Annotated in this window: 1 protein-coding gene; it reads left to right on the top strand. The window is 62.3% G+C overall.

Annotated elements, in window-relative coordinates; genetic code table 11:
* Positions 1-54: 54 nt before the first annotated feature.
* On the top strand, positions 55-952 hold an 898-nt coding region (locus FKR81_RS43115; RefSeq protein WP_146361388.1), incomplete at its 3' end, for a creatine kinase family protein.

The raw sequence follows: 952 nt of genomic DNA, 5'->3' as shown, positions 1-952 counted from the left end.
GCCGCTCCGCCGCTGTTCCGTCTCGTTTGAACGCAGCCCCCCCCGCCGCCGGCCATGCCGTTCAGCAGCACCCACAACAAACACAAGCTGAAGTTCTCAGCCGAGGAGGAATTCCCGGACCTCTCGAAGCACAACAACCACATGGCCAAAGTCCTCACCCCGGAGCTCTACAAACGCCTCCGGGATAAGGAGACCCCGAGCGGATTCACCCTCGACGACGTCATCCAAACCGGGGTCGATAACCCCGGTCACCCATTCATCATGACGGTGGGCTGCGTGGCGGGGGACGAGGAGTCCTACGAGGTGTTCAAGGATCTCTTCGACCCCGTCATCCAGGACCGCCACGGGGGGTACAAACCCACCGATAAGCACCGCACCGACCTCAACCACGAGAACCTCAAGGGGGGTGACGACCTGGACCCCAAATACGTGCTGAGCAGCCGCGTGCGCACGGGGAGAAGCATTAAGGGGTACTCCCTGCCCCCACACTGCAGCCGTGGGGAGCGGCGCGCCGTCGAGAAGCTGTCCGTGGAAGCCCTGAACAGCCTGGAGGGGGAGTTCAAGGGCCGCTATTACCCTCTGAAGGCCATGACGGAGCAGGAGCAGCAGCAGCTGATCGACGACCACTTCCTGTTCGATAAACCCGTCTCCCCACTGCTGCTCGCATCCGGGATGGCCCGAGATTGGCCCGACGCCAGGGGCATCTGGCACAACGACAACAAGACGTTCCTGGTGTGGGTGAATGAGGAGGACCACCTGAGGGTCATCTCCATGGAGAAGGGAGGAAATATGAAGGAGGTCTTCCGGCGCTTCTGCGTCGGCCTCAAGAAGATCGAGGAGATCTTCAAGAAGGCCGGGCACCCCTTCATGTGGACGGAGCACCTGGGTTACATCCTGACGTGCCCCTCCAATTTGGGCACGGGGCTGCGGGGGGGGGTCCACGTGAAGCTCC

Origin of the sequence: Lentzea tibetensis (assembly GCF_007845675.1) — a bacterium.
GTDB classification, from domain to species: Bacteria; Actinomycetota; Actinomycetes; order Mycobacteriales; family Pseudonocardiaceae; genus Lentzea; species Lentzea tibetensis.
The sequence above is the reverse complement of the archived record's forward strand: the minus strand, read 5'-3'. Positions and strand labels throughout refer to the sequence as shown.